21 protein-coding genes are annotated in these 21,762 nt (G+C 53.7%); 7 read left to right on the top strand and 14 right to left on the bottom strand.

Translation table 11 applies throughout. From position 1 onward, the window contains the following. Window positions 1-33: 33 nt before the first annotated feature. Window positions 34-390 (top strand): RNA recognition motif domain-containing protein, encoded by a 357-nt coding sequence (locus HOV93_RS22905; protein ID WP_207398881.1) that lies wholly within the window; start codon window positions 34-36, stop codon window positions 388-390. Window positions 391-518: 128 nt separating this feature from the next. Here the strand turns inward: HOV93_RS22905 and HOV93_RS22900 are convergent, their stop codons facing one another. Beyond that, entirely contained in the window at window positions 519-1,250 is a 732-nt protein-coding gene (locus HOV93_RS22900; RefSeq protein ID WP_207398880.1) for a hypothetical protein, read from the bottom strand. A 143-nt stretch (window positions 1,251-1,393) separates the two neighbouring features. Between HOV93_RS22900 and HOV93_RS22895 the strand changes: the two genes are divergently transcribed. Beyond that, the gene (locus HOV93_RS22895) at window positions 1,394-2,128 is read left to right on the top strand and encodes a carboxylesterase family protein (protein WP_207398879.1); all 735 of its coding nucleotides are present in this window, start codon (window positions 1,394-1,396) and stop codon (window positions 2,126-2,128) included. Between the two features lie 59 nt (window positions 2,129-2,187). Here HOV93_RS22895 and HOV93_RS22890 read toward each other — a convergent pair whose 3' ends face one another. The 3 genes from HOV93_RS22890 to HOV93_RS22880 all read right to left on the bottom strand — a co-directional run bounded on the left by HOV93_RS22890 (window position 2,188) and on the right by HOV93_RS22880 (window position 4,607). Further along, the gene (locus HOV93_RS22890; protein WP_207398878.1) at window positions 2,188-3,093 is read right to left on the bottom strand and encodes a diacylglycerol/lipid kinase family protein; all 906 of its coding nucleotides are present in this window, start codon (window positions 3,091-3,093) and stop codon (window positions 2,188-2,190) included. Between the two features lie 22 nt (window positions 3,094-3,115). Continuing rightward, entirely contained in the window at window positions 3,116-3,946 is an 831-nt protein-coding gene (locus HOV93_RS22885; RefSeq protein ID WP_207398877.1) for a 3-keto-disaccharide hydrolase, read from the bottom strand. A 199-nt stretch (window positions 3,947-4,145) separates the two neighbouring features. Beyond that, entirely contained in the window at window positions 4,146-4,607 is a 462-nt protein-coding gene (locus tag HOV93_RS22880) for a hypothetical protein (RefSeq protein ID WP_207398876.1), read from the bottom strand. Between the two features lie 1,205 nt (window positions 4,608-5,812). Here HOV93_RS22880 and HOV93_RS22875 point away from each other — a divergent pair. From HOV93_RS22875 to HOV93_RS22855, 5 genes are all read left to right on the top strand, one after another. After that, window positions 5,813-6,064, top strand: coding sequence for a hypothetical protein (locus tag HOV93_RS22875; RefSeq protein WP_207398875.1), 252 nt, complete (start codon window positions 5,813-5,815; stop codon window positions 6,062-6,064). 6 nt (window positions 6,065-6,070) lie between these two features. After that, window positions 6,071-6,778, top strand: a complete 708-nt coding sequence (locus HOV93_RS22870; protein ID WP_207398874.1) for a hypothetical protein — start codon at window positions 6,071-6,073, stop codon at window positions 6,776-6,778. Beyond that, window positions 6,775-7,323, top strand: coding sequence for a hypothetical protein (locus tag HOV93_RS22865; protein ID WP_207398873.1), 549 nt, complete (start codon window positions 6,775-6,777; stop codon window positions 7,321-7,323). Before HOV93_RS22870 ends, HOV93_RS22865 begins: the two co-directional genes overlap by 4 nt. Window positions 7,324-8,096: 773 nt before the next feature. Continuing rightward, window positions 8,097-8,756, top strand: coding sequence for a response regulator transcription factor (locus tag HOV93_RS22860; RefSeq protein WP_207398872.1), 660 nt, complete (start codon window positions 8,097-8,099; stop codon window positions 8,754-8,756). A 74-nt stretch (window positions 8,757-8,830) separates the two neighbouring features. Continuing rightward, entirely contained in the window at window positions 8,831-9,262 is a 432-nt protein-coding gene (locus HOV93_RS22855) for a hypothetical protein (RefSeq protein WP_207398871.1), read from the top strand. Window positions 9,263-9,441: 179 nt separating this feature from the next. Here HOV93_RS22855 and HOV93_RS22850 read toward each other — a convergent pair whose 3' ends face one another. The 10 genes from HOV93_RS22850 to HOV93_RS22805 form a co-directional block, all read right to left on the bottom strand. After that, window positions 9,442-9,597 carry a hypothetical protein gene (locus tag HOV93_RS22850; protein ID WP_207398870.1) on the bottom strand — a complete coding sequence of 52 codons (156 nt, stop codon included), beginning with the start codon at window positions 9,595-9,597 and terminating at the stop codon, window positions 9,442-9,444. After that, on the bottom strand, window positions 9,575-10,420 hold the full coding sequence (locus HOV93_RS22845; protein WP_207398869.1) for a hypothetical protein: 846 nt from the start codon (window positions 10,418-10,420) through the stop codon (window positions 9,575-9,577). Before HOV93_RS22845 ends, HOV93_RS22850 begins: the two co-directional genes overlap by 23 nt. Window positions 10,421-10,868: 448 nt before the next feature. Further along, window positions 10,869-12,566 (bottom strand): apolipoprotein N-acyltransferase, encoded by a 1,698-nt coding sequence (gene lnt / locus HOV93_RS22840; RefSeq protein ID WP_207398868.1) that lies wholly within the window; start codon window positions 12,564-12,566, stop codon window positions 10,869-10,871. A gap of 161 nt (window positions 12,567-12,727) precedes the next feature. Next, window positions 12,728-13,171, bottom strand: coding sequence for an ester cyclase (locus HOV93_RS22835; RefSeq protein WP_207398867.1), 444 nt, complete (start codon window positions 13,169-13,171; stop codon window positions 12,728-12,730). A 119-nt stretch (window positions 13,172-13,290) separates the two neighbouring features. After that, window positions 13,291-14,502, bottom strand: coding sequence for a molybdopterin molybdotransferase MoeA (locus tag HOV93_RS22830; RefSeq protein ID WP_207398866.1), 1,212 nt, complete (start codon window positions 14,500-14,502; stop codon window positions 13,291-13,293). Between the two features lie 13 nt (window positions 14,503-14,515). After that, window positions 14,516-15,115, bottom strand: coding sequence for an anthranilate synthase component II (locus tag HOV93_RS22825; protein ID WP_207398865.1), 600 nt, complete (start codon window positions 15,113-15,115; stop codon window positions 14,516-14,518). 118 nt (window positions 15,116-15,233) lie between these two features. Then, entirely contained in the window at window positions 15,234-16,142 is a 909-nt protein-coding gene (locus HOV93_RS22820; protein ID WP_207398864.1) for a hypothetical protein, read from the bottom strand. A 104-nt stretch (window positions 16,143-16,246) separates the two neighbouring features. Then, complete coding sequence (locus HOV93_RS22815) at window positions 16,247-18,532, bottom strand: hypothetical protein (RefSeq protein ID WP_207398863.1); 2,286 nt, start codon at window positions 18,530-18,532, stop codon at window positions 16,247-16,249. Window positions 18,533-18,658: 126 nt separating this feature from the next. Further along, window positions 18,659-19,549 carry a LysR family transcriptional regulator gene (locus tag HOV93_RS22810; protein ID WP_207398862.1) on the bottom strand — a complete coding sequence of 297 codons (891 nt, stop codon included), beginning with the start codon at window positions 19,547-19,549 and terminating at the stop codon, window positions 18,659-18,661. A gap of 209 nt (window positions 19,550-19,758) precedes the next feature. Beyond that, on the bottom strand, window positions 19,759-21,747 hold the full coding sequence (locus tag HOV93_RS22805; protein WP_207398861.1) for an adenylate/guanylate cyclase domain-containing protein: 1,989 nt from the start codon (window positions 21,745-21,747) through the stop codon (window positions 19,759-19,761). Window positions 21,748-21,762: the final 15 nt, after the last annotated feature.

Here is a 21,762-nt window from a genome sequence, read left to right as displayed (position 1 = left end):
TTTTATGTCTTTCTTGCTAGTAGGTTTAGATCCGTGAAGAAGAAATTGTACGTAGGGAATCTCCCTTACAACTTTACCGGTACTGACTTAGAAAATCTTTTCGGTGAGTACGGTCCCGTCGCGTACGTGAGCGTTATTTCCGATCGTGAAACAGGCCGTTCGCGCGGTTTCGGTTTCGTCGAAATGGACAACGATCAAGATGCAACGGCTGCCATCGATGCGTTGAACGGCTTCGACTGTGAAGGTCGTCAGTTGGTCGTCAACGAAGCACGCGAACGTGAAGGTCGTCCTGGTGGCGGCGGAGGCGGTGGGGGTGGTTATCGTGGCGGCGGCGGTGGCCGGGGCGGCGATCGAGGTGGAGATCGCGGCGGATACCGTGGCGGTCGCTAAGCTAAGGCTTCAAATCAATGAAGCAGCCCGAGAGGTTTTCTCTCGGGCTGCTTTTTTATGGTCCATGCGTGCCGGAGATTTATTCTGCGCTGGTTCGTGTCGTAACTAATTTCCCGCCGCATGACCGTTCAGGCCTCGACGGTTAGGAGCCAGGTAGCGAAGTTTTCGAACTTCTTCAGGGTGTTACCGTTTTGATGATGGGTGTTGTTTCCCTTGGACAACCACGCGAAACCAGGACCGATGAGCGCGTCGGGGCTCCGCATATGGATCGCGATACAGAGGGCACGAAAGTTCATCTCTCGATTGGTATGCATTTTCAAACCAGTCGACTTGTAGCGAAACTGATTACGATCGATACGCATCCGGAGAACCGGATCAGAGCACACGATTTCGAGGAAGACGCTCACGTCGAATCTCGATTTTCGTTCGGTTCGGTGGGAATGGCTTTCCCCATCGCTTTCTTCGATAGTGACGAACTCCACCTTTTCGGCCACGTCTTGCACGATATCCAGTAGTCGGATGTTATCCCAGCGAAGGTACCCTTCCCATTCGACGGAACGAAAAACCAGTTGCTCGTCAGAAAATTCCATGCCTCGGACTGCTTCGCGTGGAGGAGACGGAATACGAACGAGATGATCGTCATGAACGACGCGACAAGGCATGCCATCGAGAATGAGCGCCTTGGCCATATCTCTCGCCGCATCGTAAGGGACCATCTTGGCCAGAACACCAGGACGATCGTGCAGCACTTGGACCGTATCAGCTTTAGCTAAACCAAGATGCGGCCCCATGATCTCGGCTGCACGATCGAGATCTATGCGACAATCGGCTTCGCGCAAAATGGAATAGGTATCCGACATATTTCTACCTGGAAGAGAGGCTCAACCCCTTCGTTTTACCAATCGCCTACCAATCGAGCAAAGCTTTCTCTGGTAGGTAGTCATCCAGACGGATCACGAACTAGAATAGAGGCACGATCCCCTTCAATTTACGAGGTCTTCCCATGAAATTATCACGAGTATTTTGCCTATCTCTGCTGCTATTGTTTCCGTTTACGGTCGGTCTACAAGCCGCCGAGGAAAAACCGGCGACCCAGTCGGAAGAGTCATTCGACCTCCCGGATGGGAAGGAAATGGACTTCCTGCTTTACCTTCCCAAGGGATATGAGCAGCAACCGAAGTGGCCTCTGGTTTTGTTTCTGCATGGCGCCGGCGAACGGGGAGACGATCTGTCACTTGTCAGAAAGCATGGACCACCGAAGCTGATTGAAAAAGGGAAAGAGTTTCCCTTCATCGTGGTCTCGCCTCAGTGTCCCAAGGATACATGGTGGGTGACCGAAGATGTGGTGGCGCTGGTGAAGCACATCATGCAAATCCACAACGTCGATAAGAATCGTGTTTACGTAACCGGTCTGAGTATGGGAGGCCGCGGAACCTGGCAAGTCGCCGGCGCGATGCCAAACGAGGTTGCCGCCATCGCTCCGATCTGCGGACCATCCGACGTGAGCGTGGTCGATAAAATTGCTCACTTACCAATCTGGGTATTTCATGGCGCGAAAGACACGGCCGTGAAGATCTCGAACTCGGAAGAGATGGTTAAGCTGCTGAAGGAAAAGGGGAACGCGGCTAAGTTCACGATCTACCCGGAAGCCCATCATGATAGCTGGACCGAAACGTACGACAACGAACAGCTGTACGACTGGCTGTTGTCTCACGAGTTACAAGCGGACCAAGAGTAGTCTCGGGAATCATCCTAGTGGGGCGACCGAAGCACATGCGTCGGTCGCTCTTGGTAGGATCAAACGCTTCCACCAAATGCGGCGTTGGGGCCCCCGACAACCATTCTGGCAGCCGGTACGATGCGGAACTTCATCGCAGCGAAGGTCGCGTTTTCTCCATCCAGGCTGCAAGGAACATCCGGCGAAGCCTCGAACTCTACTTCCTTGGCTTCGTAGGTGACAATTCTTTGTTCGACATCTTCGTTGGTCAGCACGAAGTTCACTCCCGACTCGAAGAGCTCCGCCGTGGAAAGTGCTGGCAAGATGGTCACATGGATTTTGCCGTCGTTCAACTGGGCATTGGGGGCGATGACAAAGCCTCCGCCGGCACATCGCCCATTGGCCACGCAAAACGCATAGACCTCTTCTTCAATCACTTCCCGCTGATCTAATTTCATTCGAACGCGAAAGACGGGAGGATCAGAAAGTACCGAGAACGCCGACATCCAGTAAGCGAGTGCTCCGTACGTTTGTTTCGTCTCGGATTGAATTTCTTCAGCGACCACACCCCCGATGCCTGCGGTCACAGCATTCATCAGAAGCTTAGGCTCGTCGACGGAAGTTTCCAGAATGTCCATGGCATGCGCCTGGCCACTGATGGCAAGATCCCAAGCTGCTTCGACATTAGCCAAAGGAATATCCAGCGAACGAGCCAAGTCGTTGCCGGTGCCGGTCGGAACAATACCGAACTGAAGATCACTGGGAAAAGAAAGAATGCCCAGCGAGCGAGAAATCGTACCGTCACCCCCAACAAGGATGACTCTGTCAGGTCTTTCCACCTTAACGACCTCGATCAACTCCTCGTTGGATTGGAGTTGATCGATTGGAATCCAACAATGTCCCGCACGTTCTGCGAGCTTTTTGACTTGCGGGCCGATCGCTTGGGCTCCGCCAGATCGACCATTGAAGAGCGTGCAGATTTTCATGCAATCCATTGACTCCGGGCGATTACTCGTCCAGCAACATAATTTCTACTTTGCGGAACTGAACTGGGTGGCTTTCCGATTGAAGAGAAATCGTTCCACCGGAAAGCATAGCGTCGCCACCATTTTTTTCAATTAACATCTTCGTGTGATCGGGTTCTGAAATGGCTCCGTTGCCGGGATCGAGTTGCGACTTTTCGTATTCCAGGACAACATCGCCATCCATGATGTGTTTGATCGTCCCGCTGCCGTGAACTTCAATCTCGCAGGTTACCCAGCGGTCGCCCCGGTAGGTCTCTGACCTGCTGCTAACGCAATGCGGTTTAAACAGCTTGCCATCCATTTCTACATGAGTGCCTGGCGTGCACAGATTAGCCGTAGTACGATTCCCCGCTTCTTTGCCGCCTAGCAGTTGCACTTCGATGGACGCTGGGAAGTTTTGGTCTTTAGTCATGTCTTGTGGTGATTCTCCATGAATCATCACACCACTGTTGCGGAAGGCCCAGCCTGGACCGTCTTTGCATTGGTCGCCAACGAAACGGTATTCGATCCGCAGGCGATAGTTGCTAAATGGCTTTTCGTAGAACAGGTGACCGAACGTTTCGTTAAAGCCGTCTTCGTAGCCGTCATCATACGAGACCGTTAACAGGCCATCTTCTACTCGAAACGTGTTGCCAGGGTTTTCGCCTGCTTCGTGGTACCGGACTTTGGGAATCCAGCCGGTCAGGTCTTTCCCGTTAAAAAGCTGAATCCATTCCCCTTTTGATTCGGTTGCTTGCTTGTCTTCTGCTTGAATCGCGACCACGCATGTCAGAACCAGCAGTAACGAAAGGGAAAAAGACCGATGCAAACTCATGGGGGAACCTCGTTGGTAAAATCGAACCGCCGGTCAGCGGGGTGAATTTCGGAGAACGTTCGACTTGGGGCGTCGTAAAGAGATTCTCTCAGTTTAATCCACAGTCAGTCGGGTCTAAAGTCTCCACCAGCATTCCCAAGGAAAAACTCCCCACCAACTAATGGCGGGAAGTTTCATCTTTTAAGTGCTGGCAATAGGACTAATAGCCAATGATCGGCATTCCGACACTACGTGGGACGGGAGCTTGCGTACTATACCAGTAGGTTTTGGGGTAATAGTTTACCGTCGTCGGAGCGGGATAAGTCGATGCCGCGGGAACCACCTGCGGCGTTGGTGCGTAGTAGGTGGTGGTTGCCGGAGGGGCATAGTAAGCCGTAGTGACTTCCGGCTGATAATACGACGTGGTCGGAGCGTAGTAGCTGGTTGTCGGAGCATAATTTGTCGTGACCACCGGGCGATTCACAACAGTCGTTGCCGCCCCAGGCACAAAAACGGGCTGAAGTTCGGACCGCAATCCAAATAGCCCCCGGCGGACCGGGATGTAGCCAACCGCAGTAGGCGGGGCTACGGTGGTCGTGGTGTAGGCTTGAGCCTCGACGGTTTTGACAGCAAACAGTGGTGCCAGCGCAACTGCGCCGACAATCAGAACGTGCTTGAACATGTTGGATCCCTCTTGAATATGGATAATTCGTTTTGTTTTGGTAGTTAAGAACAACACCTCAAGCATTGTTCCTCGGGTCGTGTTAGAGACAAGGCAAACCCGATGCCAATATCTCAACCGACAAGAATTCTGCACAAGTTTAGGACACGGTTGGTCGCACACCCGTCAGGTTGATCACTGGAATTCAAGGGTTTCGATCCAGAGCAGCATTTTCCCCGATCCAAAGTCATAATGAAACAATTGTTATCAAAATGACCGCAAGTCTTTTGGTGACGTCTCTGCGTGCAGCCGGAGTAATCGTTATAACCGCTGTTTGCTATGAGCTTTAGGGTTTCAGGTCGAATAACCTACTCACTGGCATGCTGGCTGCACTATCAATCTGAACGATCCGTTTCGTCATTAGTCCCAGCGGCCGGAACGCAGTGCCCGTATGTAAACGGCATTTCGCATCCCGATGACGAGCTAATTGAGCTTCATCACTTAGACTCGCTCGTGTCCGGTTGTGGTCGAGAATAACCCAAGGAGTTCTACTATGTTTACGCGTTCCGTCTGGCTGGCAGGTCTGATGATCTGCCTGATCGGACTTCCCGAACTGGGTCAGGCTCAAGATAAGAGCCGAGGCAGTTCGCGTGGTTCTGACAAGGGTAAAAGCGCAAGTGCAAACCGGTCGCGCCCAACGCCCAGTGCTAATCGTAGTCGCAGCAGTCGATCGCCGTCTGCCGAGTCCTCTTCGCGAAGCCGCTCTCCGTCGCCGAGTAGTCGAAGTATTCAAAGGCCGTCGCGATCTACGCCCACGCCATCTCCCTCGCGAAGTACGCCTTCGATCCTTGATCGATCCTCGCGACCGAGTCCGACCCCGAGTCGCATGCAAGGTCGTAGCCCGAACAGCACCCCTGAGTCGCGAACGCGAGGATCGTCTTCGCTAGACTCCCTACGAGACCGGTTGCGATCGTCACAACAACCCGGGGCGACATCCGACCGATCCCGTCCGTCTTCGCCGGCAACGCCGTCACGAAGTCCGTCGAGTGATTCCAATCGAGATCGATCGAGTTGGTTTCGTGAGTTCGGCAGTGGAGGGCAGCCCTCTAATCGGCCAGATGTCAATCGAGATCGGGGTTCAAGTTCACGTCCAGATGCATCGCAGCCAACCCGAGATCTTCGCGACATGTTTAATCGTACGAACCGTCCCGATTTAGATCGGGATCGTGGGCCTTCCGCGACGCCCAGCACTTCACGACCAGGTTCAGATCGCCCCCAGGCGACGCAGCCGAATCGTGACGGTCGAGATAGCTTCAATCGCACCAACCGCCCTGACCTCGATCGCGACAATCGTCCAGGCCAGCCGGGTGCTAATCGTGGACCCAATGCAAGTCCTAACCGCACGCCAGGCTCGGATCTTCGTGATCGATTCCGACCCGGAGATTCCAGTGACATCCGCGAGCGGCTGCGAGATCTGAATCGAGGTGATTCCAATACACGACCAACTTTGCCTGAACGTGGTAATCAAGATCGACCTAGTTCAGCAGATCGGGATGGTCGACCCGGCATGGATCGCGACTCGTCGCCTGGGAATCGCCCTGGATCTAACCGCCCGGATGGAGATCGACCTGGGTCAGGCCCCGGCGACCGCGATCAAGCCGATCGTAATCGTCCAGGACGTGGACCCAATGCGGATGATGGCCCAGGCGCAAACCGCCCTGGCCGTGACGCCAATCGCCCTAACTTCGACTGGCGTGATCGAGCGAGCCGCGATCCTCAGTTCCGAGAACGACTGGATGAAGTTGGCCGCCGAGGGACGCTCGATGACGATGCAATTCGCGATCGCTTGGCACGAGTCGAAGATCGTTACCGCGATGGGAATCGTGATCGCGACGGCGACCGGGGTGATCGTGGTCGGGACGGAAACCGAGATGGTGACCGAGATGGCCGCCGAGGTGACTGGGACAAAGACCGTGACTGGGATGGCCGATGGGACGATCGCCACCGGCGCCACGTGCCAGACAACTGGTATCGCCATGCTCACGATGTTCGTCGCCACAAGCATGACCGGTTTCGCTATGGTTGGAATGATCGCTGGTACCCCAATCACCGATATCTTGGTAATTGGTACTTCCACACTTATCGTCCCCGACCAGGCTACTGGTGGTCGTGGGCTTCCCCCTATCGTTTGAGCAACTGTAGTTTCTGGGGTAGTTACCCTTCGTATCCGGTCTACTACGACTATGGGTCGACGATCGTCTACGACACGCAGTACATCTACGTTGAAGAAGAACCGATCGCTACGCGAGAGCAGTACGCCCTAGAGGCTATCGCTTTGGCGAACGAGGGTCGCAAGATCCTGCAGAGCCGTCCGCCGATTCAAGGCAATGGTAACCCAGACGATTGGTTGCCGCTGGGCGTCTTTGTGTTGACCGATACCCAATCAGGCGAAGGAGACATTTACCTACAGTTGGCCGTCGACAAGCAGGGCCTATTGGGAGGTACTTATTACAACGCCTCGACGGGCACGTCCCTTCCTGTTTGGGGTAAAGTCGATCCAGAATCGCAACGTGCCGCCTGGCTGATTGGCGAAAGTTCCGGCACGGTGATGGAGACGGGTATCTATAACCTCTCTCAGGAAGCCGCATCGGTTCTGGTGCACTACGGTACCCAACGCGAAGAAACGTGGATGTTGGTTCGCTTGCCTGAAGATGAGGTAACGAATCCGGGTAGCTAGTCACTTGTTTGTTGATATAAGATCAAAAGCCCCTGATGCATATGCATCAGGGGCTTTTTTTGTCAGAGAAATGACCTACCGATACGCTCTGTAACAGCAAGCTGTCGGGGGGAAAGCTTAGGGAAATAGGGCGGCATCCCGCATTTTTTTCTTAGAAGCGCAAGAAAGTTTCTGCGAGAATTAATAAGATGATTCGCAATTCATCCCGCCGTCTTATTATCCATCTTTGCACTTGTATTAGTGGCGCAGCTACGCGCACTAAAGTAACTTGACAAGCGTTTCACGAAAAAAAACGACCCAGAAAGCATTAGCATCCGTACGAAGTAGAATCGCAACCTATATTTACGATGAGTCAGAAACTCCAGTGGGAAGACATTGGGATTTTTGCGGCTGAGGCGCAGCAAAGGCTGGAAGTTGCCTGTTTTGTGTAGTCTTGCTACACAAAACACGAATACGATGGCTTTTATTTGAGGTGCCTCGATAGTATTCCGATGAAGGTACTGGAAGTAGAATCTGATTCAACATTCGTTAAGGTTTTAGTGACACTGGCAATCAGTTGGAACGATTCTAAAATCCTCCTTTCCAGTTCACTGCATTAACGTTCCATATAAGTTCCCACCAAGATTCTCGCTGGAAAATGTCGCACGTGCATCGTGCGGCACTTCACGGGGCAGCGAGATGCCACCCTCTTGGCCGCGAACGGAATCAAGGGCAGCAAAACGACTAGGGGTAAACAGGTATGACCGTTTTCCTGTGTAGACAGTTTGCATCCCATGACTTCAGAATCGATTGTTCATTTTGTCGACGATGATCCCGCCGCGCGCGAATCTCTCCTGCAGCTTGCAAAGTCGGTAGGGCTTACAGCCTATACCTACGGCTCTGGCGAAGATTTTCTCGAGCAGGTTCAACCCACGCAGCCAGGCTGTGTTGTGCTCGATATCCGCTTGCCGGGTATTTCGGGTTTGGAAGTGCATCGTCGTATCAATCAGGCTAACTTGCCGCTGATTGTGATCTATTTGTCCGCCCATGCCGATGTGCCGACAACCGTTCAGGCTATGAAGCTTGGCGCCTTTGAATTGTTTCAAAAGCCATGTAATACGACGCGGCTGATCGAGGCCATTCATCAGGCTTTAGATAAGAATCTGCGGACCTTCGAGAAAAATATCAAACGCAAAGAAGCGGATCAGCTATTGCGTGAGCTCTCGAGCGAGGAAACCAAAGTCCTCGAACTGATGTTTCTAGGTCGGACGAATCAGGAAATCGCCGATCGATTGCAGTTGAGTTTGCGGACTGTACAGTTCCGCCGTTCGAGCATCTTCCGAAAGACGAATGTCAATTCAAAGGCTCGGTTGTTCGACATGCTATTCGATGCCGGATGGAGTCCGGCACCGCAGATTCCTCAGGCCCAAGAGGCCAGTCGTAACGACGGTTAGTACCAATCCAGGCATGAACTTCGTCTCCTCTCTATAATTGAGAGAGATTCAAGTTATATTGCCAGAGAACTGTCGTGGATACGCAAAACCCTTATCGTTCACCTCAAACCGATAGTGCGGGCGAGGTGTACTTGCACAGTAAGGTCTTCCGTGGAACGACGCTGGCCTGGTTTGTTGATCGGTACGAATTCTTCGTGCCAGAGATCGAAGACGTTGTCCCCCAGGCGATTGCATTCTACGAAGTCGCCAACGCTCGGATAGTTGCGCGTGAACCTCTCACGTTCTGGCGTGGAAATTGGTGGTCGACGCTTCTCGGGCCTGAACACCGGGCCCGTCAACGGATCGTCTTAAGCACTTCAGCAAGCGACCGCCGGGTAAATCTTGAGTATCACATCAATATGATTCTGCCGACGCGAATCTACTACAGCAGTCAGCGAGAAGCGATACGCCTGGCCACCGATCTAGGGGCAGTCCATCCCGAGACGCTTCGCGAAGAGAAGTCTTAACCGCGGGTTTAGACGATGTTCGAATATCGTGAGAGTAGGAGAAGGCCCTTTGTCGCCTCGAAGAATCATCCGTGGAAACCCTTCTTTCTCGCGATTCCAAGCGGCTATTTCAAGCCAATAAAAAAAGCGAAGCCGTTTGGCTTCGCTTGAGCGTTTTGAAGTCGATATGCACAGGTTGACTAAGTGTTCCACTGAGGCCAGCTACCGTAGCGCTGGAGTTCCATGAACAGTAGGATGGCACCGGTCGTCAATGCGATAAACGACAGGATCAGCATCATGGTGTAGACGCTGAGGTTGGACTTGCGTCCAGACTTATCCGAGCTTTGTGGAGACATAGTCACCCTTCTTAATCAGGCCGCGGCGGAATTCCCGATCGATTTCGCCGACCGCACGATCCGGAGCAGTTTCTTTAATGATGATGCGACCGAGATAAGCGTCTCCGCGGAATACGTCCAGCGTATTGCCTCGTCGGATGCCATCGTCAGAACCAACCGAGATCTCGACCATGTTGTTATCATTGACAGCTGTGACGACAGCTTCCAGCTTAGGTGGAATTCCATCGACTGGTGTGTACTGGTCCATTCCGTGTGCCGTGAGAACACGCTGCATGCGAGCGGTCGTGTTGACCAACTGCTGTTCGCGTTCCTTCAGGCGGTCTTGTTCAACTTTGTACTGCTGAAGTTTGTCGGTCAGCATGACAACTTCCTGGAAGTTGGTATCACGATCGGATTGTGCCGTCTTGATATCGCCCCGCAATTGAGCGACTTCCTGCTTGAGATTCTTCGAGTTGGTTTCGGCCAATTCCAAGAGGATCTTCATGTCGGCTTCCGACTTGACCAGACGCTCGTTCTCTTGATCCAAACGTTGCAGTTCGGCATCTTGCAGCTTGGTCCGAGCTTGTAAGGCAGCCAATGCGAAAACGCGAGCGGCTCGTTCTTGCTCGAGCTTTGTCTTGAGCGTTTCGATTTCACCTTGCAGGTTAGTTGCGGCTGTCTTCTGTTCGGTAATGGTTTTTTCCATTCCCTGAACAGCAGCACCATCCCCTTTCACCACGTCGCGCCAGTTTTTGTGCGTGGCATACACCATCATGGCCACGGTCATGAAGACCAAGCTCATGATGAGAATCAGGACGGTAAAGATCTTTCCGATCAATGTCATGGATATGACTCCTTCAATGGCTTTCGCCAAGGCCTTGCCTAGGTCGGTTTATCGTCGCTTGCAGTCGCACAAAAGAACTTCATGCGATTTTGGCAAGCCGCGTCCATGCAGATTGACGGATCCAACAACCGAAAAGCAGTCTCTTCAAGATCGCGCTCGAAGAGTACCGGGTGTTTAGTTAGGGACAAGATGTGTGAGTATTTACGGCCAGTATAATTCTGGGGTTTGAACAGTGTCAACAAAACGGACAAATTAGTTTGGGGGTTCTGGGAAATGTGGCTCTATAACCGGAACTCGTTCCGCAGTGCGCCTATCCCCTGATCTAATATAAACGACGATAATGCTTTACGACGGTCTCAGACTGAGAAATTTGCATGACTTCTGTAAGTCGTACGTCGGATGGGGGAGCTTCATTCGGTTTCTAGGGATAACCGATCATCGGGATAGGCTATTGAAGCCCCTCCGTCTGCTGGTTACGTTCACCTTCCAGGGGGTTATTGGCTCTTTTGGTTCCCACAAACCACCCAGCGATCGCCCCTACAATCGCTAGAACCAGGCAGCCTGCGGCAAACCAATCTCCGTAGCGTGTGTATTGGGTCAGTGGTCGCTCGGTCGGGTAGATCTCGGCGACCAGGTACGTCGTTTTTTGGACTGGTGAATATTGAGTTAACTTCCCCGACGGGGCGATTACGGCCGAGATGCCGGTATTTGCAGCGACCAGCATCGGTCGGCGGTTTTCAATCGCGCGAAACCGAGCACACGTGAGATGGAGGTCCAAAATGCTAGATCCCCAGAACCACCCGTCGTTGGTCAGCGTGATTAAGGCATCGACATCGTGCCCCTGCTTGTGAAGCTGGCGTACTTGCCCGGCAACGAATTGTGGAACGGTATTCTCGAAGCAGATACAGGGAACCAGGGAAACGTCTTCGACATCGACCGCGACCGGTGTTTGACCCGGCGTGAGTCCGCCGCCAATGGGAAGCAAGTCGTAAACGAAAGGAACGTACTCGCCGAAGGGAACGTATTCGCCAAACATCACCGGGTGCATTTTGTCATACCGCGTGACAATCGTTCCTTGGCGTCCCACGTGGATGGCCGTGTTGAAGTGATCCATTCTCTGATTGCCGTAACGCAACGTGGAAGTGCCTAGAAGCAAGGGTGCCTTCCAACGGTTGACGGCCAGATCTTTCAGAAAGCCGTTGAATCCATTGGCTCGGCTGAGAATCCGCTTCTTATGCTCCTCGGCATCGATGGGCAAATTCACCGGAGGGGCGTAGTCATTACCGAGATCGAAAACCATGTGATCTCCCATCGTCGTTTCCGGCCAGACGATTAAATCGAGATCAGGATGGGCTTTCACCAAGTGATCGGTGAGTGCCGTGTACTGCTCGAAAGTACGGGTAGATTGCGTCGGATCGCCGAAAACGGTGTCGATCGATCCTTGGACCAAGCCGATACGTACGCTGCGAGATTCTTCGTCGTGATGATCTCCTCGGGATCCGCCCGCAAGCAAACCGTTCGCATCGAGAAGTAGGTATCCGGAGAAAAAGTATCCCGTCATGATCGTCAGGGCCGTTAAAACGAGACCTGCTCGACGAATCACGCTGGGGTTGCGATGGACAGATGACCGCGTAAATGTTGTCGAGATTGCCGCAACAAGCAGAGCGGCCACCAGGATCATCACGAAGCTCACTCCGTAAGCACCCACGATTTCGGCGATCTGCACCAACGACAAGATTTCGACCTGGGTATGCCCCAGCATGGCGATCGAGAACCCGGTGGCAAAGTGAGCCCTAATGTATTCCAGGGCTGTCCACACAATGGGAGCCACAATCGCCAGCGGTACAAAGGTGCGATGAATGATGAATCGGCTGAGGACGACAAACAGAGGAATGTAGCAGGCCAGGTAACCACAAAGCACCGGCCAGCCGAATAGACGCGTGGCCCAGTGCGCATTGCCGACGCCAAAAAGCACGGTCAGCCAGAACAACAACCCTGAGAAGTAAAGTATCCAGTACGATCGTTTGGGAAGCACCGGCGTACGGACTAACAGCAACCAACCAATCGGAGCGATCCAGCCCAATGGCCAGAAATTCAACGGCGGAAATGCGGCTGCCAGCAAGAGAGAGCTCGCGATGGCAAGCACCAAGACTCCACGCCACGTAAGCGTACGCGAGGCTTGGGTTTCGGTTAGGGAAGTCGCAGGTAGAGATTCGGAAGCGTGCACTAGGATACTCGCAGGAAACCGGGCAATTGGAAGTCTCTAATCTAAGCGGTTTCCCGAGCAGGTCCTAGGTCGACTTGCTACTACTGTTGGTCATCATTGTGGGCAGAATTCCCTTTCGCTGCTCCCACAAAGATTTGCAGCATCCTTCCTTGGTTCCAGCAATCCCAGCCTTCGATAAACTTGTTGTCTTCATCGGTTCGCAGCCATGTCATGCCACGCAGCGTAACGCGTGAACGAGTTGGCGGAAATCCAAAGCCGTTTCCGGTATGGGTTCCGGTCAAAAACCATCGAACGACGACATCGGGTGGTTGTTCGATAACCGCTTCGACCTCCATATGAAGATCGGGCATGGCTGCAAGAACGTTATCCCGAAACTCCTTAAACGTATCCATGCTGAAATAACGGATATCTGACTCGGCGTATCCGACAGCGTTCTTAGCAGAAAGGTCAAAAATGGCTTCATCACTGCGCTGATTCCATACCAGCTCAAACCAATTCCTGGCCAGTTTCGTCAATTGGCTCACGTGTTGCCTCGACCTTAGATTGCCCTTTAAGTCGAGAGTACCCTCAGTTCTGGTACTCTGAATATCACGGAGAAGTGTAGCCCAGACTGGACCGCTGGCCAACGGCCTAAAGGCGGGGGCTAAACCATTACGGCTGATACGAATTGCCCAGCTTCGTACTGGCTGTTTGCTTCGAAATAGGCCAGCGCGTTGGCCTTTGCTAAGGTGGCTAGATCAGCTGAGCCTTTCCAGTTGAGTGGAGAAATCGTCGCTCCTCCCCCATCTTTGCGGCTGGCAAACGCAGGAAAGAAGACCGGGCGATTGCCTGGATTGAAAAAATCGCGTGTCAGAAGGAACCCGGGTACGAACGGAGACTCGTAGCTTCGCCCCATCAGTTCGTTCAATGCGCTACGAACAAATAAGTGATAGCAAACAAGACTGCTCACCGGATTGCCTGGCAGACCAAATACGAGCGTCGGAGTGTCCGTGTCTATTTGTTGACCAAACCAGAGTGGTTTCCCTGGTTTGAGCTGCACTTTGTGGAAGATCTTCTCGACCCCCTGCTCTGCCAGAAGCTGGGGACCAAAGTCTTTCACGCCGACCGACATTCCACCAGAAATCAGCAACACATCCGCTTGAAGGCCTTCCGTGATTGCCGCAGCGAGATCATCTCGGTTATCGCGAACAATGCCCAGCTGTTTGACGATTGCACCTGACTCGGTCGCCATCGCTTGGAGCATGGGGCCATTGGTGTTCCGAATTTGCCCGGGCCCCGGTTCAATGTTGGGTCCGACAAGTTCATCACCTGTCGATATGATGGCGACCGTTGGCCGGCGACGAACGATTGCTTTTCCTCCGGCCAAATCAGCCAGGATACCAACCTCAACCGGACGAATCACCGAACCGGCGGGAATCACGACCTGCCCCTTGGTCAGCAGGCCACCCTGCTTCAGAACGTGACTACCTTGTTTAACCTGGTGCAGAATCTGTACCCGATTGACGTTCTCAGAGTCGATCTGCGTGTCTTCGACCATGACGACCGAATCGGCACCCGGCGGCATTGGGGCGCCTGTCATGATGCGTGCGGCTTTTCCAGGCTCAATGGCTTCGCTGGCCGTTTTTCCAGCGGTGATCTCGTCCACGACTTCAAGATTGACGCTGCCGGAATCGGTATCGGCGGCGATTAAAGCGAAGCCATCCATCATGGCTTTATCGAAAGCAGGGGACTCGACCGGGCTGATCAGGTCTTCTGCAAGGGCCATTCCCATGGCTTCCATCGCGGGGCACTCTTGCGTGGTTAGACGCGACGCGTGGCGAGAAACTTCTTTGAGTGCCTCGGTGACGGATAGCATAGGTGAACTCCTTTTAGGGACTCGTGACTGGTTCAATCTCCAGAAAACGCTTCAGCATGTCCGTACCGGTCTCGCTGAGAAAGCTCTCAGGATGGAATTGCAGACCCAGTAAGGGAAGCGTCTTGTGGCGGATCGACATGATTTCCTGTTCACCATTGGGCATCACGCTCCAAGCGGCGACTTCAAAACCTTCCGGCAGGGTATCCGGTTGGATTACGAGGCTATGGTAACGCGTGGCAATGAAAGGATTGGGCATCCCTTCAAACAGCCCTTTTCCATCGTGGTGGATCTCGTCTGTTTTACCGTGCATGAGTCGTTCGGCTCGCACGATCGTGGCGCCAAACGCTTGTCCCATCGATTGGTGCCCCAGGCAAACCCCAAGGATCGGCAGCTTGTCAGCAAAGTACTTGACCGCCTCGACCGATATGCCCGCTTCGTTGGGAGTACACGGCCCCGGAGAAACGATCAGGTGGGTCGGAGCAAGTTTCTCGATCGTCTGGCAGTCGATTTGGTCGTTTCGGTAGACCTGAAGATCCAAGGTTGGATCGATCTCCCCAAGCCGCTGTACGAGGTTGTAGGTGAACGAATCGTAGTTGTCGATCAACAGAATCATGCGTGTTTTCAGCGGGGGCTATGCGTGCTTGGAAAGGGGTAACGTCATTTTTCCCTAATCCGCCGTGAGGGACAATATCGGACACGAAAGTGTTCACACTTCCGCTGACGCGGCTGCCTCACGATTCAGGCGAATCGCTGCCGGTTGCGGAATCGGAGCTACTTGGCTTGTCAGTCTCTTTCTTCTTCTGAGCCCGAGCCATGGCTAGAATGTCCGCCGTACTTGGCTTATTAGGGGCCTGTTCAGCGGTGGATGACTCTGATTGGGCCGGCTTGCTTTGCTTCTCGCCGCGCAGCAGAGCCAATTTCTCGGCCGTCGAGAGCACCTTTTCCTCTGGCGGAGAAGGTTCTTCTTTTTTTCCGTCAGCCGCTTTCTTTCCTCGGGCCATGGCCAGAATATCAGCGGTACTCGGTTTTTTCTTCTCTGAAGGTTCGTTTGCCGACTCGGCTTTCTTTTCCCCGCGAAGCATCGCCAGCTTCTCGGCTGTGGAAAGAGGCTTCTCCTCCTGCTTTTCTTCCGGCTTGGCACCTTTGCCGCGAGCCATCGCTAAGATGTCAGACGTGCTGGGCTTTTTCGTCTCAGTCTTCTTCTCTGCCGGGGGCTTTTTGCCTCGTGCGGCAGCTAGAATGTCTGCGGTGCTCTGTTTCTTAGGCTGCGTCTCGGCAGGCTTCTTGCCGCGAGCCATGGCTAAGATGTCGGCCGTACTAGCACTAGAAGCGGACTTGGTAGAAGTCCTGGCCGATGGTTTTTCAGGCGTCGCATCGTTCGCGATCACCTTTTTGTCCGGTTTTTGATCGGGAGTCGGTTCCGGTGAGCGATCCACGATTTTGAGGTAATCGATGTCGATGTCATACCACGAAATGTCGGTCGTACCGAGGAATTCCACCAGAGCCCGACCGCTCATGTTGACAGTACGGACGATGCCTGTTCGCCCCTCGAAACGCTTTAGTTCCGGCACCATATGGGCGATGGATACGTACTTGTCCGTGTATTCTCGCTTGAGCTTCTCGATGTGTTCAAAGACCATACGCGGCTCAAAATGCGGCTACCTACGAGGAAGAAAAATCAGGCGAACGAGTTCACCATTTCCATCATAGAGAATGCGATTGGCTGCGGGAAGTGAACCGCAGGCTATCGGGAGATTGGATTGCCGGCCTGCAATTGGCGGATTTTCTGTGCTGATGCCGTGTATTGGGCACTCTTCTGTGTATTTCCCAGCTCACGATACATCTCGGCCAGATTGTCTAGCGGAACGATTAGTTTCTTCTGCAAGCCGGAGTTCTGAGCGGCAGCCGATTCGATCAGAGATTTCCCTTGTTCGGTCAACGCAAGTCCTTGCTCGCGATTTCCGACGGTCCAGAAAGATACTCCCATACTCACAAGTGATTCGCCGCGACGATCGAGCATGACACTTTGCAGAGTTTGATCGGAAAGGTGTTTCACGGCAAGTTCGTACCAATTAACTGCCGCAGCGTGGTCTTGCTTTTGGACAGCACAAATGGCCCCTGCTCGGAAATAGAGATTACCTAACAACAGATGATCGGCGATACCGACTTCTCGGCCAGTTAAGCCACCCCGCAGAAACGTACGTGCCTGATCGGCCAGCTTCAAAGCCGAGTCATGCTTGCCGCGTGAATGTTCAATAAAGACAGCCTGCGACAATGCTTGGCCCGTTTCCCATTCAAGTGCTCGGTGAAAGAAGGGGTCGTCCGTCTGACCGAGCAATTCGCGATATTGCCCCAGGATTTGATCGACCGAGTCGCCGGGATCGAAGGGAGCATCGTAAAAGCTATGAGCCATTAATGACTTGGTCAGCCAGACCATGTGAAGTTCGCCGGTGGCTTCTTCGTTGGTAGCCAAGTCATCGATATAAACCTTAGATCGCAGAAGCCACTGATTGATTGTCTGTTCTTTCTTTTCCCAGTCGCCGGTAGCGATATCGATTGCCAGTGCCAGGTGTGCCTGGACGAGGACTAGCTTGGCGGCACGGCGTACTTGCTGATTGGTATCGTTCACCAGCGGCGCGGCGATCTCGATAGCTTTGACGTGGTGCTGTACGGCTTCGCGGTTCTTTCGTGGACCTGCCATCTGCAAGAGGTCGCCCCACTGACAGTGAGCTTTGGCCCGCACGTGACTGGCCACCGTCACGTCTTCAGCGATCTGCTGGGTGCTGTGAACTCCGCTGGCCAGGTTTCCCTGAACGACGGTTAAAAGGGTTCGATGCAGGCGATGCTCGGCTGAAGAGCCAACGCCGGAGGTCGCTTTTCTTGCTGCTTTAAACGCTTCCTTGTCACGTCCCATACGATGCAGGATCAGCGACGTTTGGTACCAGGCTTCCGCGGAATACGGTTCTTGGGCGATTGCCAATTGATAGTCGTTAAGACGATCTCTGAAATCGTGCGGAGAGCGATTGCTAGCTCGGATCATGAACGATTCGGCGGAAGGTGACTGAACGATGATGCGATCGATCTCCCAAGGACCACCTTCGGCGGCTTGAGGAATGAGGATGCCTCGCTCGGGATAGATCCTTCCCAGGTGACGTCCCGACGAATCTCGGACTGCGGCAGGATCGATTCTCGAAAGTTCAAACTTCTGCTCGACTACCTCAAGGGAAAGGGGGGTGGTCGGTATCAGAAACACGGAGACAATCTGATCCTTTTCCACCGCGATTTCGACTTTGGCGAATTCGCCTTGCAGCTCGTAGAGTCGAACGCGCTTGTCCTGATCGATACGTCGCGTCTGCGTCGGTTCGCCCCAATGTTTTTCGATTTGTGAAAGGGGTGTCTTGCCGGGGAAGATCTTCCAGACAGAAAACGCTTCGGCTTCTAGCTCGATCGTAGTCTTCGTCGATGGCTCTATTGGCTGTGTTGTAATGGCCTCGGGGCTGGATGCCTCGACAGGCTTTGACGGCGGAGGTGTTTGAGAGAATCGAGACAGAGGTTCCTCGGCCAGCGTCGGCGACGCTTCGACCTGGACTTTAGCAGCCGGCTTGAGCGGGCTGGCCGATTCGGTGAATTTCGAAGTGCCTTGGAGGGCTGCCGGATTGTCGATCTTCTCTGCGTGGATTCCGTAGATCCGAAGAGGTCCATTGGCCGCTGGATGGGCCACCTTAGCGCCTTCCGGTGCACGGACCGACACGCTGGTATCTTGATTGGGGGTCGGTGGTTCTTCAGCAGAAGCCTGACGAACGGCCGTTGTCTCTGGCGGTTCCCCATCTGCGGTAAGCGAAAGCGAGAAGGGGCGCGAGACAATCGGGCGTACAGGCTCGGTATGTTGTACCGGGGCCACCTTGGATTCGACGACCGGCTGGTCGGACTCGTCCAGGGTCAAGCGAATCGGTTCGGCCATAGCCCAACCGCAAAACGCGAGGATCAATACCCCTGAATAGATCGGATTTTGAATAGTTGAAATGCGCATAATTTCCTCAGCCGGGCCAATCTGCTCCGTGCTTTCTTACCCATCAGAGACAGTTCCAGGCGGGCGAGAGTATAGCGATGCGCTGAGTCTATCCAAGATCAATTTACGCTAGCACGCATACATTGCTCATTTCGTTGCGACGGGATCCTCGCGACGGAGAATTTCGAGCAAGAGATTCTGAGGTCGCGTGACCGTGCGATGTCGATTCCAGGCCGCGGCGATGGTTCGGAATGGTTGGATCTTCCGAATCGGAAGGTAGACGCAAGAGTCGTCGGCAGGATCGATCGCCATTTCTGGCAGCAACGAGATCCCCACGCCCAGACGAATCAGCTCCTGGATCGTTGAGATTTGCGCACTCTCGCAAACGACGTGGGGCTGGAACTCTTGTTGGCGGCAGAAACCGAGGACCTGTTCGCCCAGGCAATGAACCTCGTGCAGAAGGACAAAGGGTTCCTGGCGTACCTGGTTGAAAGAGAGGGACGGCTTGTCAGCCAGCGGATGGGAAGGAGGTAAAGCAACCATCAGCGCTTCGCGAAACAAGGGCTCGACTTGTATTCGCGTGTCGTCGATCGGTAGGGCCAAGAGGGCCACGTCTAGTGTGCCCTTGAGCAGTCGATCGAGAAGATGGTCGGTATAGTCCTCGACCAGCGTTAACGTGACATGCGGCATCTCTTGACGAAAGTGCTGGATGATCTGTGGTAGCTGAAAGGGGGCGATCGTTGGCAAGGCCCCAACTCTGAGACTAATCGCCTCTGGCCCTTCCGACTTCTTGAACCACCCTTCGGCAGAGTCGACTTCCTTGAGAATCCGACGAGCGCGCGGCAGCAGTTCTTTTCCTGAGTCGGTTAAAACAACCGTTCTGCCTAGCCGATCCAATAACCTCGTCCCCAGTTCGCGTTCCAGCTTGGCAATCTGCTGGCTGAGCGACGGCTGAGTGACATGACACTGCTCGGCGGCACGCGTAAAGTTCTCGAGTTCCGCGACCGCAACGAAGTATCGCAGCTGTTGAATTTCCATAGGTAGCACTTATGACCAAAATAGGAACAACGAATTTCCGTTATACCTGGATGCACGCTATTCTGAAAGCTACCCCCAAGGACGCGTCGGTCGGCACTGTCGATGTGTGGGAATGGTGACCATGTGTTGATCGACGCGTTCTTTTCATGGAATAGAAGTATTTCCTTGGGCTGCCACAGAAATAAGTTTCTGAGCCACAGAGGAAATGGTTATTTCTGATCGAGCATCCAGACAGGATGTTCTTTGTCGATCAACTTGGGATTCTGCAGTAGCATCAAGGCTCGATCACGGAGACACTTGGTGGGCCCATCGGCCTGACATTCTTCGACTTTGGATATCCCGTCGAGCGTGTTTAGGGCTTCTAGAAAATTTCGTTCTTCAAATTGGCGATAGGCAGTTTCATAGTTTTGTCGCAATTGGTTCCAACTACCGGAAGCTCTCGCAGACAGCTCATGGACGCGAACGGTTTCTGGAATGTTGACGACTTTGATGGTTCCGAGGAATCGCGTTGGCATATTGGTCGTTACGCCCAATCGGGTTGATTCGGTGATCAAAATCTCAGGCGGATAAAAGAGTGTACCAGCGTCGTCGCGTTCTTGCTTGGGACAGAACTGTTTCGTGGCTCCTTGAATTCGGCTCGCGATGTTCACGGTAGGGCCGAGCGGTCCCCACATGTATTTGAAATCGGTGCCCTTCTTTCCCACCACGCAGTCACCCGTGTTGATCCCAATGGTCAGTCCAAACGGCAGTAGCTCGTCAGGAATACGATCGGACCACAGCTGGTTCAACTGATCGAGCTTACCGATCATGTCGATCGCTGCCTGACATGCGAGATTAGGGTGATCGGGCTGATGGTCTGGTGCGCCCCACATAGCGACCAACTCGTCGCCGACATACTCTAAGAGCACGCCATCGTGACGGATCACGCTTTCGGAGAGTTCTCCCAGTACTTCCCGCAACCATTGAAGGGTTCGCACCGAGCCCAAAGAGGAACTGATCGTGCTGAACCCGCGAATATCGCAGAAGAGAACGGTGATATTCTCTTCGCGAGTTTCCAGGAGCGTCTCGTCGTAGAGAATCCGATCGGCAATGCCGGGAGGAAAAAACTGAGCAAGACAAACTTGTTGTTTAGCCGCCTCTTGTTCTTTTTTGAGACGCTCGAGCCCGACGGTGAGGCAATCGCGAATGACTTCGACGAACTTAACCTCGCAATCGGCCATGGTGTCGTCTCCCAGTTGGCCGGAACGTTTCGATGCGTAGAGAGCACCGACCACACTTTCATGGGATACAACCGGGGTCACCACGACTCGCTGATGAGGGCGTTCTCCACCATCGATGATGGGAGTCGACCAGGTCTCGCGATTGGACCAAATGTACTCTAAGGCCTCACCGTCGAAGCTGGGGCCATCCATCTCGCCAGAGTCGGTCGAAGGCCAGGACGCTTCACACTGCCATTGGTTGGCAAGTTGATCGAGACCCAGGTACGAGCACGAATCGAAGTTGCCGAGTTTGCAGACGTTCTCTGCCGCCGAAGAGAAAAAGTCAGGAGAACTGGCTGCTTTCTCAAGGACGGCACTCACCGCACCCAAGATACGTTCGACGTCGGCACTAGACGGACCGCTGGGGGTTGCGTAGCCGTCGGCCATCCGGTTTTGTCGCATCATTAACGCCACATCAGCCACGCTTTGCGAGATGTTCGTGGGGCTGTGCTCTGGAAAATGATGTTCGGCCGGCGCTCCGAAACCACTTAGTTGAATCGCCAGGTTGTCTCCTACCAGCAGGCGAATTGGACTCTGGATAAGTTCACTGGTTACAAATGTGCGGACCTGTTGATGGGCGATGCGACCTTCTGATGAAGGGGACATGGGCACTTCGTGATTGCCGATATTCCCCACGCGGAGATAGTTGCCGGCCGCATCGGGAGAAATATCGAGTGAGCGACGCGAAACTTCCCTTTGCTGAAACGAGGTAATAATCAGCTTTCGATGGTCGGTGAACGTGATTGTCCGGAACGGGCTTGGGTCCCCTTTGGCAACATCCTGCCGACCAAGAATGATCCGCTGCTGTAGATTAAGCTCTAGAACCTCTCTCCCCAACCGATCGTCGAAGATCGGTTGTTGTTGACCGTCAACGAAAATGCTTAGCGAGACTCCGGGAGAGCCTTGCGGGTCGTGTGGACTGGAGTGAGGGTTGTGCATTGCTGGCAGACGAAA

It is taken from the genome of Bremerella alba (assembly GCF_013618625.1).
In the GTDB taxonomy this organism is placed as follows: Bacteria; Planctomycetota; Planctomycetia; order Pirellulales; family Pirellulaceae; genus Bremerella; species Bremerella alba.
Note: the sequence above shows the minus strand (reverse complement) of the source record. Positions and strands in the feature narration are given on the sequence as shown.

Bases quoted from the DNA above. Each gene is read 5' to 3' on its own strand.
- HOV93_RS22805 (WP_207398861.1), bottom strand. From the start codon at position 21,747: ATGCACAACCCTCACTCCAGTCCACACGACCCGCAAGGCTCTCCCGGA.
- HOV93_RS22860 (WP_207398872.1), top strand. From the start codon at position 8,097: ATGACTTCAGAATCGATTGTTCATTTTGTCGACGATGATCCCGCCGCG.
- HOV93_RS22885 (WP_207398877.1), bottom strand. From the start codon at position 3,946: ATGAGTTTGCATCGGTCTTTTTCCCTTTCGTTACTGCTGGTTCTGACA.
- HOV93_RS22880 (WP_207398876.1), bottom strand. From the start codon at position 4,607: ATGTTCAAGCACGTTCTGATTGTCGGCGCAGTTGCGCTGGCACCACTG.
- HOV93_RS22850 (WP_207398870.1), bottom strand. From the start codon at position 9,597: ATGTCTCCACAAAGCTCGGATAAGTCTGGACGCAAGTCCAACCTCAGC.
- HOV93_RS22830 (WP_207398866.1), bottom strand. From the start codon at position 14,502: ATGCTATCCGTCACCGAGGCACTCAAAGAAGTTTCTCGCCACGCGTCG.
- HOV93_RS22820 (WP_207398864.1), bottom strand. From the start codon at position 16,142: ATGGTCTTTGAACACATCGAGAAGCTCAAGCGAGAATACACGGACAAG.
- HOV93_RS22890 (WP_207398878.1), bottom strand. From the start codon at position 3,093: ATGAAAATCTGCACGCTCTTCAATGGTCGATCTGGCGGAGCCCAAGCG.
- HOV93_RS22895 (WP_207398879.1), top strand. From the start codon at position 1,394: ATGAAATTATCACGAGTATTTTGCCTATCTCTGCTGCTATTGTTTCCG.
- HOV93_RS22900 (WP_207398880.1), bottom strand. From the start codon at position 1,250: ATGTCGGATACCTATTCCATTTTGCGCGAAGCCGATTGTCGCATAGAT.
- HOV93_RS22845 (WP_207398869.1), bottom strand. From the start codon at position 10,420: ATGACATTGATCGGAAAGATCTTTACCGTCCTGATTCTCATCATGAGC.
- HOV93_RS22810 (WP_207398862.1), bottom strand. From the start codon at position 19,549: ATGGAAATTCAACAGCTGCGATACTTCGTTGCGGTCGCGGAACTCGAG.
- HOV93_RS22815 (WP_207398863.1), bottom strand. From the start codon at position 18,532: ATGCGCATTTCAACTATTCAAAATCCGATCTATTCAGGGGTATTGATC.
- HOV93_RS22825 (WP_207398865.1), bottom strand. From the start codon at position 15,115: ATGATTCTGTTGATCGACAACTACGATTCGTTCACCTACAACCTCGTA.